General features: G+C 70.8%; 14 protein-coding genes. 7 read left to right on the top strand and 7 right to left on the bottom strand.

Annotated elements, in window-relative coordinates; all coding sequences use genetic code 11:
• From ABZU99_RS01430 to ABZU99_RS01440, 3 genes are all read right to left on the bottom strand, one after another.
• The coding region (locus ABZU99_RS01430) for a helix-turn-helix transcriptional regulator (RefSeq protein ID WP_356227657.1) at positions 1–680 on the bottom strand (680 nt) is incomplete at its 3' end.
• A complete protein-coding gene (locus tag ABZU99_RS01435; protein WP_355946779.1) occupies positions 677–901 on the bottom strand; it encodes a hypothetical protein in 225 nt (74 codons plus the stop codon). The genes ABZU99_RS01435 and ABZU99_RS01430, both read right to left, overlap by 4 nt.
• Before the next feature lie 66 nt (positions 902–967).
• The gene (locus tag ABZU99_RS01440; RefSeq protein ID WP_355946777.1) at positions 968–1,879 is read right to left on the bottom strand and encodes a glutaminase; all 912 of its coding nucleotides are present in this window, start codon (positions 1,877–1,879) and stop codon (positions 968–970) included.
• A 163-nt stretch (positions 1,880–2,042) separates the two neighbouring features.
• Here ABZU99_RS01440 and ABZU99_RS01445 point away from each other — a divergent pair, with 163 nt between their 5' ends.
• On the top strand, positions 2,043–2,633 hold the full coding sequence (locus ABZU99_RS01445; RefSeq protein WP_355946775.1) for an N-acetylmuramoyl-L-alanine amidase: 591 nt from the start codon (positions 2,043–2,045) through the stop codon (positions 2,631–2,633).
• 48 nt (positions 2,634–2,681) lie between these two features.
• Here ABZU99_RS01445 and ABZU99_RS01450 read toward each other — a convergent pair whose 3' ends face one another.
• Positions 2,682–4,292, bottom strand: a complete 1,611-nt coding sequence (locus tag ABZU99_RS01450) for a Na+/H+ antiporter (protein ID WP_356049891.1) — start codon at positions 4,290–4,292, stop codon at positions 2,682–2,684.
• A gap of 44 nt (positions 4,293–4,336) precedes the next feature.
• Between ABZU99_RS01450 and ABZU99_RS01455 the strand changes: the two genes are divergently transcribed.
• The 4 genes from ABZU99_RS01455 to ABZU99_RS01470 all read left to right on the top strand — a co-directional run bounded on the left by ABZU99_RS01455 (position 4,337) and on the right by ABZU99_RS01470 (position 6,767).
• Positions 4,337–4,597, top strand: a complete 261-nt coding sequence (locus ABZU99_RS01455) for a UBP-type zinc finger domain-containing protein (protein ID WP_355946771.1) — start codon at positions 4,337–4,339, stop codon at positions 4,595–4,597.
• A 44-nt stretch (positions 4,598–4,641) separates the two neighbouring features.
• Positions 4,642–5,178, top strand: coding sequence for a GNAT family N-acetyltransferase (locus ABZU99_RS01460; RefSeq protein WP_355946769.1), 537 nt, complete (start codon positions 4,642–4,644; stop codon positions 5,176–5,178).
• 246 nt (positions 5,179–5,424) lie between these two features.
• Positions 5,425–5,838, top strand: coding sequence for an anti-sigma regulatory factor (locus ABZU99_RS01465; protein ID WP_355946766.1), 414 nt, complete (start codon positions 5,425–5,427; stop codon positions 5,836–5,838).
• Positions 5,839–5,879: 41 nt separating this feature from the next.
• The gene (locus ABZU99_RS01470; protein ID WP_355946999.1) at positions 5,880–6,767 is read left to right on the top strand and encodes an RNA polymerase sigma factor SigF; all 888 of its coding nucleotides are present in this window, start codon (positions 5,880–5,882) and stop codon (positions 6,765–6,767) included.
• Between the two features lie 43 nt (positions 6,768–6,810).
• Here the strand turns inward: ABZU99_RS01470 and ABZU99_RS01475 are convergent, their stop codons facing one another.
• Positions 6,811–7,272, bottom strand: a complete 462-nt coding sequence (locus ABZU99_RS01475) for a hypothetical protein (RefSeq protein WP_355946763.1) — start codon at positions 7,270–7,272, stop codon at positions 6,811–6,813.
• Positions 7,273–7,448: 176 nt separating this feature from the next.
• On the opposite strand from ABZU99_RS01475, the gene ABZU99_RS01480 reads away from it, so the two are divergent.
• Positions 7,449–8,417 (top strand): diacylglycerol kinase family protein, encoded by a 969-nt coding sequence (locus ABZU99_RS01480; protein WP_355946760.1) that lies wholly within the window; start codon positions 7,449–7,451, stop codon positions 8,415–8,417.
• A gap of 316 nt (positions 8,418–8,733) precedes the next feature.
• Positions 8,734–8,991, top strand: a complete 258-nt coding sequence (locus ABZU99_RS01485) for a WhiB family transcriptional regulator (RefSeq protein ID WP_003953983.1) — start codon at positions 8,734–8,736, stop codon at positions 8,989–8,991.
• Between the two features lie 113 nt (positions 8,992–9,104).
• Here ABZU99_RS01485 and ABZU99_RS01490 read toward each other — a convergent pair whose 3' ends face one another.
• Both ABZU99_RS01490 and ABZU99_RS01495 read right to left on the bottom strand, forming a co-directional pair.
• Positions 9,105–10,574, bottom strand: coding sequence for a PAS domain-containing sensor histidine kinase (locus tag ABZU99_RS01490; RefSeq protein ID WP_355946758.1), 1,470 nt, complete (start codon positions 10,572–10,574; stop codon positions 9,105–9,107).
• Between the two features lie 543 nt (positions 10,575–11,117).
• Positions 11,118–12,200: an SIS domain-containing protein gene (locus tag ABZU99_RS01495; RefSeq protein ID WP_355946756.1), complete on the bottom strand. Its 1,083-nt coding sequence runs from the start codon at positions 12,198–12,200 to the stop codon at positions 11,118–11,120.
• Between the last annotated feature and the right edge of the window lie 12 nt (positions 12,201–12,212).

Raw genomic sequence — 12,212 nt, forward strand, 5'->3', positions numbered from 1 at the left:
CCGGCCAGCGCCGTGACCTCCCGCGCCAGATGCGCCTGGTCCGCGTACCCCGCCATCAGCGCCACCTCCGCGTACGGGACGCCTCCCCGCGCCAGCGTCAGCGCACGGTTCAGCCTCAGCACACGGGCCAGCGTCTTGGGGCCGTAGCCGAAGGCCGCCAGGGAGCGGCGGTGGAGCTGGCGCTCGCCCAGGCCCACCGCGGCGGCGACCTCGGACACGCTCGCCCCGCCGCTCAGGCCCGCGACGACCGCGCGGAGCGCCGGATCGGGTGGCTGCGCGTCCCGCAGCCGGCCGAGCGCGACCTCCTCCAGGACGCGGCCCGCGCCGCCGCCGGCCTCCGCCAGCCGCTCTTGGACCCCGCGTGCCTGCGCGTGCGGCCACAACGCGGCCAACGGGACGCGCAGATTCCGCAGTTCATGGGCGGGCACACCGAGCACGGCGGGACCGGTGCCGGGGGCGAAGCGCAGCCCGACGTAGTGGCTGCCGGGCGGGGCGGCGGCCAGCTGGGCATGGGTGTCGGGGCCGGCGACGATGAGCTCGCCCGCGGGCCCCGCGTCACTCCAGATCAGGTCCGTGCAGCCGTCCGGCAGCACCCGCTGCTCGCCGGCCCCGGCCGTACGGGCCCATACGACCGCGCCGCCACCAAGCCGCGATGTCCGCTCCCGGTAGCCGCCGCTCAAGGGACCTCGCGCAGATACATCGCACCGCAGGAGTGGCAGAAGGGACCCGACTCGTCCGTGGCCCACAGGTCGGCGGCCTGCGTCTGCGCGTCCGGGGCCAGCTCCCGCCCGCACATGGCGGTCGTGCCGTTGCCGCGGACCATGTGCCAGATCTTGACCGGGGCACCCGCGACCTTCCCGGAGCTGCCCTCCTCGTATTCGGCGCGCATCTCATGAAGCATGGCGGTTCACCTCCTGCTCACCACCACTACCCACCATGGTCCCGCCGCCCCACGCCGGACGCCACCTTAGAAGACCGACCACCCGGTCAGCGTGGTGAAGTGGTCCAGCGCCGCCACCCCGGCCACCGAGTTGCCGCGCGAGTCCAGCCCGGGGCTCCAGACGCACAGCGCGCAGCGGCCCGGTATCACCGCGACGATGCCACCCCCGACGCCGCTCTTGCCGGGCAGTCCGACGCGGTAGGCGAAGTCGCCGGCCGCGTCGTACGTACCGCAGGTGAGCATGACCGCGTTGACCCGCTTCGCCTCGCGCCCGGACAGCAGCCGGGAACCGTCGGCGCGCAGTCCGTGGCGGGCCAGGAAGCGGCCGGCCAGGGCCAGATCGCGGCAGCTCATCTCGATCGAGCACTGCCGGAAGTAGTGCTCGAGAACGGTCGGGACGGGGTTGTCGAGGTTGCCATAGCTCGCCATGAAGTGGCCGAGGGCGGCATTACGGTCGCCATGGGCGGACTCGGATTCGGCGACTGCCGGATCGAAGGCCAGGCCCGGGTTGCCGCTCTCGGCGCGCAGGAAGTCCAGCAGGGTGGTGCCGGCGTCGCCGGTGAGGGTGTGCAGCCGGTCGGTGACGACGAGCGCGCCGGCGTTGATGAACGGATTGCGCGGGATGCCGTTCTCGTACTCCAGCTGCACCAGGGAGTTGAAGGGGTTGCCCGACGGCTCCCGGCCGACCCGCCGCCAGAGCTTCTCCCCGTCCTGGGCGAGGACGAGCGCGAGGCTGAACGCCTTGGAGATGGACTGCACGGAGAAGGGGTGCTCCCAGTCGCCGACCCCGGTGACGCCGCCGTCGACGTCCGCGAGGGCCATCCCGAAGCGGCCCGGGTCCACCGAGGCGAGCGCCGGGATGTGCTGGGCCGGCCGTCCCCGGCCGATCTCCGGCTCCACATGGGCCGCGACCTCGTCGAGTACTGCCCGGTAGTCCATGGTGGCGTGGTTCTCCTGCGTGTCGTCGAGGGGGTCTCACGCACGATATCCGCAGCAGCGCATTCATCACCCCATGTGTTGATACGTACGCCATGGGTAAGCAACCAGTGACACGGGCGGGCCGCGACCGGGGCCCGCCGCACGATCGGAAATGGAGGCGGTCATGGCCACACCCATGTCCGCGGGGGACTTCCTGGCGGCGCTGAAGGGCGAGGGCCTGCGAGTGGAGCAGGTCGGCGACTGGCGGCATCACAACAGAAACCACAAGGGGCCGTGGGGCCCGGTCCACGGCGTGATGATCCACCACACCGTCACCTCGGGCACCGAGCTGACCGTGGAGATCTGCCGGGACGGCTTCGAGGGGCTGCCCGGCCCGCTGTGCCACGGCGTGATCTCCAAGGACGGCCGAGTGCATCTGGTCGGCTACGGTCGGGCCAACCACGCGGGCCTCGGCGACGACGACGTCCTGCGCGCGGTGATCGCCGAGCGGGCGCTGCCGCCGGACAATGAGGCGAACACCGACGGCAATCGCGCCTTCTACGGTTTCGAATGCGAGAACCTCGGTGATGGCCAGGACCCCTGGCCGGAGGCCCAGCTGGACGCGATCGCGCGGGCGTCGGCGGCGGTCTGCCGCTACCACGGCTGGACGGAGCGCTCGGTGATCGGCCACCTCGAATGGCAGCCGGGCAAGATCGACCCGCGCGGTTTCACCATGAACGCGATGCGGGCGCGGATCCATGAGCGGCTGAAATGATTCCGGGCGAGGTGGTACCGGCCTGAGGTGACCGAGGGAGGGCGGGGCTCAGTCCCCGTCCTCCGGGGCCCCCTCCCGGTAGGCCGCGGCCTCCTCCAGGTCCAGCCTCCGCAGCAGCGTCCGCAGCATCTCGTCGTCGATCTGCCGTTCGTCCCGCAGCTTCACGAACACCTCCCGCTCGCTGTCGATCACCTCCCGGGCCAGTCTGCGATAGGTGTCGTCGGCCGATTCGCCGGTCACCTCGTTGACCGCGCCGAGCCGCTCCCACACCGCGTTACGGCGCCGCTCCAGCACCGAGCGCAGCCGCTCCTCCAGCGGTGGCGGCAGGGCGTTGCGCTCATCGGCGAGGAGTTCGTCGAGCCGGCGCTCTGCGGCCCGGGACGCCTCGTTCTGCGCCTGCGCCTCCGCGAGCGTCTCGGCCCGCAGATCGCGGCCGGGCAGCCCGAGCCGCCGGATCAGGCCCGGCAGGGTGAGGCCATGGATGACCAGTGTCCCGATGACGGTGGTGAAGGTCAGGAAGAGAATCAGATCGCGGTCCGGGAAGGGCGCCCCGCCGTGCACCTTCTCGGGGATCGAGAAGGCGATGGCCAGCGAGACCACACCACGCATCCCGGCCCAGCCGACGACGACCGCCTGTCTCCAGTCGGTGTCGGGCTCGCGTTCCCGGACCCGCCTGGAGAGGGCGCGCGGGAGGAAGGTCGCCGGGAGGACCCACAGGAAGCGCACCACCACCACGGCGAGGAAGACCAGGACCGCGTACCGGGCCGCCTCACCCGCCCCGAACTCCCCCAAGCCCCGCACCACGACCCGCAATTGCAGCCCGATCAGCGCGAAGACCGCCGACTCCAGCACGAAGGCGATCACCCGCCATACCGCGGCCTCCTGGAGCCGGGTCGCGAAGTCGACCTGCCAGGAGTGGTGTCCCAGGTAGAGGGCGACCACCACGACCGCCAGCACGCCCGACGCCCCGACCTGCTCGGCGGCCGCGTACGCGACGAAGGGGATGAGCAGCGAGAGGGTGTTCTGCAGCAGCGGGTCGCGCAGCCGGGTGCGCAGCCAGTGCAGCGGCACCATCAGGACCAGACCGACCCCGACCCCGCCGACGGCCGCGAGGACGAACTCCCGGACCCCGTCGATCCAGGTGGCCCCCTCCCCCACCGCCGCGGCCAGCGCCACCCGGTAGGCGGTGATCGCCGTCGCGTCGTTGACCAGGGATTCGCCCTGCAGGACCGTCGTCACCCGGGAGGGCAGCCCGACCCGCCGGGCGATGGCGGTGGCGGCCACGGCGTCCGGCGGGGCGACGACCGCGCCCAGCACCAGGGCGGCGGGCAGCGGCAGCCCCGGCACCAGCCGATAGGCGATCCAGCCGACCGCGACCGTCGCGAAGAGGGTGTAGCCGACGGACAGCAGGGCGACGGGCCGCAGATTGGCCCGCAGATCCAGATAGGAGCTCTCGAGCGCGGCGGTGTGCAGCAGCGGCGGCAGCACCAGGGGCAGCACGATATGGGGGTCGAGGGTGTAGTCGGGCACCCCCGGCAGATACGAGGCCACCAGCCCGGCCGTGACCAGCAGCAGCGGCGCGGGCACCGGGGTCCGGCGGGCCGCCCCGGCGACCGCCGCGCTGCCCGCGACCAGCATCAACAACGGCAATACGTCCATCAGCCAAGCCCGTCCCGTCCCGTGGTTGGCTTAGTCTGGCAATCATGAGCCAGTGTCCGCACGTCCTCGGCCTGCCGCGCCCCGAACCGGAGCCGCTGACCGACACGTGTCCCGAGTGTCTGGCGACCGGCAGCCACCCGGTGCAGCTGCGGCTGTGCCTGAGCTGCGGCCATGTCGGCTGCTGCGACTCCTCACAGCACCAGCACGCCACCCGCCACTTCGAGGAGACCGGCCATCCGGTGATCCGCAGCTTCGAACCGGGCGAGGCGTGGCGCTGGTGCTATGTGGACCAGCGCATCGTGTAGACAAGCCCTGCCGTTTTGTCGGTGCGGGCGGTTAGCCTTCACACATGATCCGATCAGCGAAGCCGTCCGATGTCCCGGCGATCCACGCGATGATCCGCGAGCTGGCCGCGTACGAGCGGGCGCCGCAGGAGGCGAGGGCCACCGAGGAGCAGCTGCGCGAGGCGCTCTTCGGGGCGCGTCCCGCGGTCTTCGCGCTGATCGCCGAGGAGGCGGAGGAGCCCGCCGGGCCGGTGGGCTTCGCCCTGTGGTTCCTTAACTTCTCCACCTGGACGGGCACCCATGGCGTGTATCTGGAGGACCTGTATGTCACCCCGCGGGCCCGCGGCGGCGGCCACGGCAAGGCGCTCCTGGCCGAGTTGGCACGGATCTGTGTGGAGCGGGGGTATGCCCGCTTCGAATGGTCGGTGCTCGACTGGAACGAGCCGGCGATCGGCTTCTACGCCTCGCTGGGCGCCGAGCCGATGGACGAATGGACGGTGCGCAGACTGGTGGGCGAGCCGCTGCGAGCGCTGGCCGCCCAGGGCTCGGGCACCGCTACGACCAGCGATTCACTGAGTGAGGCGACATCTCTTTCGAATTGAGACCGCAGACCCCTAGCCACGCTGCGTACTCATGTGCTTACTATGAGTGATATCGGGAACCTTCGGGTCAGGGTTTCACCCGTGACGGGGGCCGTGCTTCGTCCGGGCGACACCGAGCCGCAGATCGCGATAGCGTCGCAGCCGAACCACAGATAGCGCCGGTCCGTCCACTCTCCACCATAAGGGTTCAGGGCCGACGCTCCAATCAACTCAGCTCAACCAGCTTGTGTCACCTTGGAGGTGAGGGTGTCCCAGATCGCAGGCGAGCCCGGGACCCAGGACTTCGTCGAAGTCCGGCTGCCCGCTGCGGGTGCCTATCTGTCGGTGCTGCGTACGGCGACCGCCGGCCTCGCAGCCCGCTTGGACTTCACCCTCGACGAGATCGAGGATCTGCGTATCGCCGTCGATGAGGCATGCGCGATCCTGCTGCAGCAAGCCGTGCCCGGCAGTGTACTGAGCTGCGTCTTCCGCTTGATCGACGACGCACTGCAGGTCACCGTCTCGGCTCCCACCACCGACGGCCGTGCCCCCGAGCGCGACACCTTCGCCTGGACGGTGCTCTCCGCACTGGCGGGCAAGGTGGACTCGACCGTGGACGAGGATCGCACGGTCTGCATCAGCCTGTACAAGGAGCGCGGCGCCGGCCCCGGACAGCCGTGACGGAACGAGGGGGCTCCGTGAGCACTGCATCATCGCGGGGAGTGGGTACCCCGGCCATCCCGCACCCGCCGGCCCGGCCGCATCCCGCGGACTCGGAGGCGGCAGGAGACCGACCAGAGCGGGCGGACCACATGGACCAGCACGAGCACGAGCAGGTGCGTCAGCAGCACGATCCGCACGACCGGACCGGCGCGCGGGCGATGTTCATCGAGCTGCGACGGCTTCCGGAGGGCTCCTCCGAGCGGGCCGAGCTGCGCAACCACCTCGTGCGAATGCATCTGCCGCTGGTCGAGCACCTGGCGCGGCGGTTCCGCAACCGGGGCGAGCCGCTGGACGACCTGACCCAGGTCGCCACCATCGGGCTGATCAAGTCCGTGGACCGGTTCGACCCGGACCGCGGGGTGGAGTTCTCGACGTATGCGACCCCCACGGTCGTCGGCGAGATCAAGCGGCACTTCCGCGACAAGGGCTGGGCGGTGCGGGTGCCGCGCCGGCTGCAGGAGCTGCGGCTCTCGCTGACCACGGCCACCGCGGAGCTCTCCCAGCGGCACGGCCGTGCCCCGACCGTGCATGAGCTGGCCGAGCAGCTGTCCATCTCCGAGGAGGAGGTGCTGGAGGGGCTGGAGTCCGCCAACGCCTACAGCACCCTGTCCCTGGATGTGCCGGACACGGACGACGAGTCCCCGGCGGTCGCCGACACCCTCGGCGCCGAGGACGAGGCGCTGGAGGGCGTCGAGTACCGCGAGTCCCTCAAACCGCTGCTGGAGGATCTGCCCCCGCGCGAAAAGAAGATCCTGCTGCTGCGCTTCTTCGGCAATATGACGCAGTCGCAGATCGCACAGGAGGTCGGCATCTCCCAGATGCATGTCTCACGGCTGCTGGCCCGCACGCTGGCACAGCTGCGGGACAGGCTGCTTGTCGAGGAGTAGCGAGCGGTGCCCGGGACTCGTCCCGGGCACCGGCGTCAGGCGTCTATGCGTCGCGCGGGCCGATGCCCAGCGCCTCGGTCGCCGTCGGATTGATCAGCAGCGCCAGGCCGGCCAGGGCGACGAGGGCGGTGGCCACTCCGGCGATCATCAGCCAGCCGTCGTTCTGGATGAGCGTCCAGGCCACCGGCAGCGCCATCAGTTGCGTGATCATGGCGGGGCCGCGGCTCCAGCGGCGGCACCGCCACAGCCCGCGGGCCGCCAGCAGGGGCAGGGCCGCGAGCGCGAGCACGGTGACGCCGAGCGTCTCCGCCTGCTGCGGGCTCTCCGGGTCTCCGGTCAGCCCCATGATCAGCACATAGACGCCGAAGCCCAGCAGCACCACGCCCTCGACGGCGGCGAGCACCGAGGCGGCGGTCAGCCGCGCTGGACGGGGCCCGGCGGGGGCGGCGTCGGCCTCCGCGGCGGGTGCGGTCTTCTTGGTGGTAGCGGACTTCTCACGGCTCACCCCAGCAGGGTAGCCGCCGTGCGGAGCCCGGGGATCCCGGGGCCAGCAGGGTAGCCGCCGTGCGGAGCCCGGGGATCCCGGGGCCAGCAGGGTAGCCGCCGTGCGGAGCCCGGGGATCCCGGGGCGCACCCCAGGGGGTTAGAGAGTGGATGCGCCGAATGGGTAGGCTGGCGCGCATGCGCGCACTCCTTGTGGTCAATCCGGCGGCTACCACCACCAGTGCCCGCACCCGTGACGTCCTGATCCACGCGCTCGCCAGCGATCTGAAGCTCGATGTAGCGACCACGGAGTACCGGGGGCACGCACGCGATCTGGCCCGCCGCGCGGCCGACGGCGGCACCCATGAGCTGGTCGTCGCCCTGGGCGGCGACGGCACCGTCAACGAGGTCGTCAACGGATTGCTGCACCACGGCCCCGCCCCGCGCGAGCTGCCCCGCCTCGCGGTGGTGCCCGGCGGCTCCACCAATGTCTTCGCCCGCGCACTGGGCCTGCCCAATGACGCCGTCGAGGCGACCGGCGCGCTGCTGGACGCGTTGCGGGACGGCACCGAGCGCACCGTGGGCCTCGGGCTCGCGGCGGGCACTCCCGGCACCGCGGACGAGGCGGTGCCGGCCCGTTGGTTCACCTTCTGCGCGGGCCTGGGCTTCGACGCGAGCGTCATCGGCCGGGTCGAACAGCAGCGCGAACGCGGTAAGCGCTCGACTCACGCCCTCTATATACGCCAAATGGTGCGGCAGTTCCTCGGGGAGCCGCATCGACGGCAGGGCACCATCACCCTTCGGCGGCCGGGCCAGGACCCTATCGAGGAGCTGGCGCTGTCGATAGTCTGCAACACCGCCCCGTGGACCTATCTGGGCAACCGCCCGATCTACGCATCGCCTCAAGCGTCCTTCGACACCGCCCTTGACGTGCTGGGACTCACCAAGCTGTCAACTTCGGCGGTGACCCGCTACGCGACCCAGCTGCTCAGGTCCACGCCCGAGCGCGGCCCCTACGGCAAGCACGTGGCGTCGCTCCACGATCAGACCGACTTCACCTTGCAATCCCAGGCGCCACTGCCGTTTCAGATGGACGGTGACCATCTGGGACTGCGAACGAGCGTGACGTTCACAGGCGTACGCCGTGCACTGCGTGTGATTGTGTGAGTCAGACCGCATAAAGTCCTTCCAGTCGAACGTTTAGGCTGGCATCCACCCCCGGGAAGTACGGCTGTGATCCAGTCGACACCAAGGAATCAAAAAAAACTTTCCGGAAGGGGTTGTATCCGCCGCCGAGGTTTGCGAGTCTCTTCTTGGCGATCGGGACGGCACTTCGCGGCCCCCTTGAGAGCCCGAACCCCCACCTCATTCCACGGGACAGCACCAGCCCCAACTGGTCGACGTCCCTACCCTTGCGGGGGGATTCGTGAAAGCGTTCACATTCACAAGCAACGAGCCCGCAATACGAGGAGATGGAGCAGCCATGGACTGGCGTCACAACGCCGTTTGCCGCGAGGAAGACCCCGAGCTGTTCTTCCCCATCGGCAACACCGGTCCTGCGCTGCTGCAGATCGAGGAAGCCAAGGCCGTCTGCCGCCGCTGCCCCGTCATGGAGCAGTGCCTGCAGTGGGCGCTTGAGTCCGGCCAGGACTCCGGCGTCTGGGGTGGACTCAGTGAGGACGAGCGCCGCGCGATGAAGCGCCGTGCCGCTCGCAACCGGGCACGCAACGCCAGCGCCTGACGCCCACACCCCGTGGCCCCCGAGCCGCAGCGCGCAGTAACCCCGATGCGCACAGCAACGTGAGCTTTGAGCCCCGGACCAGCCGGTCCGGGGCTCAGTGCTTTTCGGGGGTCTCAGTGCTTTTCGGCCCGGACCGGGAAGTCGAGGACGACGCGGGTGCCGCGCTCCGGCGCGGGCACCATGTCGAACGTCCCGCCCAGTTCCCCCTCCACCAGGGTGCGGACGATCTGAAGCCCGAGATTCCCGGACCGCTGGGGGTCGAACCCCTCCGGCAGCCCGCGCCCGTCGTCCTGGACGATCACCATCAGCCGGCTGTCCTCACCGCTGCCGCTGCGGACCGCCGAAACCTCGACCGTGCCGTGCTCCCCCGGCCCGAAGCCATGCTCCAGCGCGTTCTGCAGCACCTCGGTGAGCACCATCGACAGCGGAGTGGCGACCTCGGCATCGAGAATCCCGAAGCGGCCGGTGCGCCGGCCCGTCACCTTGCCGGGTGATATCTCGGCCACCATGGCCAGCACCCGGTCGGCTATGTCGTCGAATTCGACCCGCTCATCGAGGTTCTGGGACAGGGTCTCGTGCACGATGGCGATCGAACCGACCCTGCGCACCGCCTCATTGAGCGCCTCCCGCCCCTGTGCGGAGTCCATCCGCCGCGCCTGCAGCCGCAGCAGCGCCGCCACCGTCTGGAGATTGTTCTTCACCCGGTGGTGGATCTCCCGGATGGTGGCGTCCTTGGTGATCAGCTCGCGCTCGCGGCGGCGCAGTTCGGTGACGTCCCGCAGCAGCACCAGTGAACCGATGTGCGTGCCCTTGGGCTTGAGCGGAATGGCCCGGAGCTGGATGACCCCGTCGCCGCCCTCCACCTCGAACTCCCGCGGCGCCCAGCCGCTGGCGAGTTTGACCAGCGCCTCGTCCACCGGGCCGCGCACCGGCGCGAGTTCGGCCGTGGTCTGCCCCAGATGGTGGCCGACGAGATCGGCGGCGAGCCCGAGCCGGTGGTACGCGGACAGGGCGTTGGGGCTCGCGTACTGGACCACACCGTCCGCGTCCAGCCGGATCAGTCCGTCGCCCGCGCGCGGCGAGGCGTCCATGTCGACCTGCTGGCCGGGGAAGGGAAACGCTCCCGCAGCGATCATCTGGGCGAGGTCGGACGCGCTCTGGAGATAGGTGAGCTCCAGCCGGCTGGGGGTCCGTACGGTCAGCAGATTGGTGTTCCGGGCGATCACCCCGAGAACCCGGCTGTCCCGCCGGACCGGGATCGACTCGACCCGGACCGGCACCTCCTCGCGCCACTCGGGATCCCCCTCGCGGACGATACGGCCCTCGTCGAGGGCGGCATCGAGCATGGGGCGGCGTCCCCGGGGAACGAGATGGCCGACCATGTCGTCCTGATAGGAGGTGGGCCCGGTGTTGGGCCGCATCTGCGCGACCGAGACATACCGGGTCCCATCGCTGGTCGGGACCCACAGGACGAGATCGGCGAAGGAGAGGTCGGAGAGCAGCTGCCACTCCGATACCAGCAGGTGGAGCCACTCGAGATCGGAATCGTCGAGCGCGGTGTGCTGGTGGACGAGGTCGTTCATGGAGGGCACGCTGCGAGCCTACCCGGACGGGTGGAGGAAACTTGTCCGCGCGGGTGCCGCGAGTGGATTAGCCTATTCGCGCACAAGCGTGGACAGCCAGCAGTGGTCTAGTCCACAATAACCAGCACTACGATCTTCCGTTCTCCCCGCACAGGAGGGCGGATCGAGGACCCGGCGCGCTCTGCCCTGACTGCCCCGGGAGCCTCGGATCGGCCGCTTGGCCGATGCAACTCCGGGCTGCGGTGCCGGGCGGGTTGAGGGTCCCGCCCTGGCGCCGCGGCCCGCGGGTGTCACCCACAGGCTCCCACGCCTCACCGGAGGCGGCGGGAGCCTTCCGCATGTCGGGTCAGCGCGTCTCCGTCACCTTCGCCAGCGCACGCGGGGCATCCGGGTCCTGGCCGCGGGCGCCCCGCTTGGCCGATGCAACTCCGGGCTGCGGTGCCGGGCGGGTTGAGGGTCCCGCCCTGACACCCGCGGCCCGCGGGTGTCACCCACAGGCTCCCACGCCTCACCGGAGGCGGCGGGAGCCTTCCGCATGTCGGGTCAGCGCGTCTCCGTCACCTTCGCCAGCGCACGCGGGGCATCCGGGTCCTGGCCGCGGGCGATCGTGACCTCGTACGCCAGCATCTGCAGCGGCAGGATCTCCAGGATCGGCTGGACCTCCTCGGCCACGCCCTCGGTCGGCAGCGCGAACCCCGCGGACGCCCGGTCCACCTCCGACCGCGCACCGATGACGACCAGATCGGCGCCCCGGCCGCGCAGCCGCTCCAGCACCGGCTGCAGCGCCTGGCCGCCCTTGCCCTCGGTGACGATCGCGATGACCGGCGAGATGTTGTCGACCATGGCGAGCGGGCCGTGCAGCAGATCGGCGCCGGAGTAGGACAGCGCCGGGATGTAGCTGGTCTCCATCAGCTTCAGCGCGGCTTCCTTGGCGGTCGGGTAGCCGTAGCCGCGCGAGGTGAGGACCATGCGCTCGGCGAAGCGGTAGCGCCCCGCGAGCTGCCTGACCTCCTCCTTGCGGTCCAGGATCTGCTGGGCGAGGTCGGGCAGCGCCTTGGCGGCCGCGCCGTCACCGCCGCGCAGCCCCTCCACGAACAGATACAGGGCCAGCAGTTCGGCGGTGTAGGTCTTGGTCGCGGGCAGCGCCTTCTCCGGTCCGGCCAGGACGTCGATGTGGAACTCGGAGACGGCGGCGAGCGGCGAGTCGGCGTTGTTGGTCACCGCCAGGGTGATCGCACCGGCCGCGCGGGCGGCCTCGGTGGAGGCGACCAGGTCCGGGGAGCCGCCGGACTGGCTGACGGTGATCACCAGCACATCGGTGAGGTCCTGCCGGGCGCCGTACGCGGTGGTGGTGGACATGGAGGTCAGGCCGCAGGGCTTGCCGAGCAGCACTTCGAGCAGGTACTTGGCGTAGAGGGCCGCGTTGTCGGAGGTGCCCCGGGCGGTGAGGAGGACGAAGCGGGGGTTGCGTGCGGCGATCCGCTCCGCGACCTCACGGATCTTCGGGGCGCCGTCCCCTTCTTCCCGACTGAGCAAACGGCGCAGCACGGCGGGCTGCTCGGCCATCTCGCCGGACATGATCCGGCCCGGCTGGTCGCTGCGCTGGGCCGTCGTCGTGGCGGACATGCTGGGTGCCTC

Origin of the sequence: Streptomyces sp. NPDC005266 (genome assembly GCF_040607655.1) — a bacterium.
In the GTDB taxonomy this organism is placed as follows: domain Bacteria; phylum Actinomycetota; class Actinomycetes; order Streptomycetales; family Streptomycetaceae; genus Streptomyces.

Bases quoted from the DNA above. Each gene is read 5' to 3' on its own strand.
- ABZU99_RS01435 (WP_355946779.1), bottom strand. From the start codon at position 901: ATGCTTCATGAGATGCGCGCCGAATACGAGGAGGGCAGCTCCGGGAAG.
- ABZU99_RS01440 (WP_355946777.1), bottom strand. From the start codon at position 1,879: ATGGACTACCGGGCAGTACTCGACGAGGTCGCGGCCCATGTGGAGCCG.
- ABZU99_RS01445 (WP_355946775.1), top strand. From the start codon at position 2,043: ATGGCCACACCCATGTCCGCGGGGGACTTCCTGGCGGCGCTGAAGGGC.
- ABZU99_RS01450 (WP_356049891.1), bottom strand. From the start codon at position 4,292: ATGGACGTATTGCCGTTGTTGATGCTGGTCGCGGGCAGCGCGGCGGTC.
- ABZU99_RS01455 (WP_355946771.1), top strand. From the start codon at position 4,337: ATGAGCCAGTGTCCGCACGTCCTCGGCCTGCCGCGCCCCGAACCGGAG.
- ABZU99_RS01460 (WP_355946769.1), top strand. From the start codon at position 4,642: ATGATCCGATCAGCGAAGCCGTCCGATGTCCCGGCGATCCACGCGATG.
- ABZU99_RS01480 (WP_355946760.1), top strand. From the start codon at position 7,449: ATGCGCGCACTCCTTGTGGTCAATCCGGCGGCTACCACCACCAGTGCC.
- ABZU99_RS01485 (WP_003953983.1), top strand. From the start codon at position 8,734: ATGGACTGGCGTCACAACGCCGTTTGCCGCGAGGAAGACCCCGAGCTG.
- ABZU99_RS01490 (WP_355946758.1), bottom strand. From the start codon at position 10,574: ATGAACGACCTCGTCCACCAGCACACCGCGCTCGACGATTCCGATCTC.
- ABZU99_RS01495 (WP_355946756.1), bottom strand. From the start codon at position 12,200: ATGTCCGCCACGACGACGGCCCAGCGCAGCGACCAGCCGGGCCGGATC.